Raw genomic sequence first — 1,454 nt, forward strand, 5'->3', positions numbered from 1 at the left:
ATTATTAACCTGTTCAGTCAATTTATTCTGAACATTCGTGATAGAACTTCCAACTCCTGCAAGTGCATCCGCTACATCAGGATATTCTTTGTTTTCTGTTTCGCCATCATCCTTAACGGACTTAACAGTAAATTTAGGAGCAGTCCAAGCGCCATTTTCATATTTAGCGCCACCACCGAAATATTTGGCTATATTCTCAGATACTGTTTTGAGATCACTTGTTACAGTTGTAACATTTTGATTTGTAGTAAACAACTGAGAACCAGTGACTGCTTCATCTGAATTTGCACTGAGATCGCCACCTAATAGACCGGAAATTTTCCTTGCCCCATTATCTTTATTCAGAATGCTGATTTCAGTGCCACCAGTTCCTTTCCCAATGGTGATAACACCTGATCCCTCAGCACGGAGACTGCGACTTAACGCCATCCCTTCTTCTTGCTTAACAAGAATACTGTCTCTTACATCAGCAATTTCATTATTTGTTGCCAAAAGTTGTGAACCATTTACCGCTTCTGTCGATCCTACTGAGAGCGCCCCATCTTTAACGCCTTTTAGCTCTTTATTGCCAGCATCAATACCACTAGTTGTTATTTTCGGACCACCTGTAATCATTAAGCCTGTTTCGTCTAAAGTATTTGCACCTGCCTTTACGCTCTCCAGTGTGATGTCCTTTGCTAAATCAAATTTTACCTTATTGTCCTCTTTGCCTTTTGTAATATTTAGGTTGCTACTTCCAGCTGCCAAATCCATTGGACTAGTTGAATTAACACTCGTCGTATCTGCACCCTCAACAGAGAGATCCCAACTTGAAGTTATAGAGTTTTTTAGAGCTTTTAGCTGCGCAACATTCACGGCATCAGTGTCGTTCGTGCCAGATGCAACACCAGAAAGAATTCTGGTTTTATTATCTTTATTGGCAATTGTGATTTTATCGCCATCTGTATCCTTACCAATGGTTATGAACTTCGTCTGTGCATCTTGTTTTACGAAACTACTAGTTGCTACCTGTTCTTTTATTTCCTTCAGCTGTCCAAAATTCACCGCATCGGTGCTTTCAGTACCCGTTGCCACTCCTGTTATCTTTTTACTGCCAACATCTATACCACCGGTGGTTATTTTCGGACCATTGGCAATCACTAAACCTGTTGCGTCTAGGGTACTGCTTCCTGCAGTTACTTTATTGACTGCAATTTCCTTAGATAGATCAAATTTTACATTATTATCTTTATCACCTTTTGTAATCGTAAGATTTGTACTTCCAGTGGAAAAATCTACCGTACTGTCCATAATAACGGTTTTACCATTCTTACCCCCAACAGAGAGTTTCCAACCGTCATTTCTTACGACACTTTCTAAATCTTTTAACTGTATAACATTTACTGCATCAGTAGGTTCACTACCAGCTGCTACACCTATAATCTGCCGCGTTATGCCCTTACTAGGATTACCAA

The 1,454-nt window shown here is 40.0% G+C and carries 1 pseudogene; it reads right to left on the reverse strand.

Annotation, left to right across the window (positions count from 1 at the left end):
- A pseudogene (locus ACFIO3_RS13025) lies at nt 1-1,454 on the reverse strand (hypothetical protein); the annotation flags it as partial.

This window comes from Bartonella sp. AD328YNZD, from assembly GCF_042196425.1.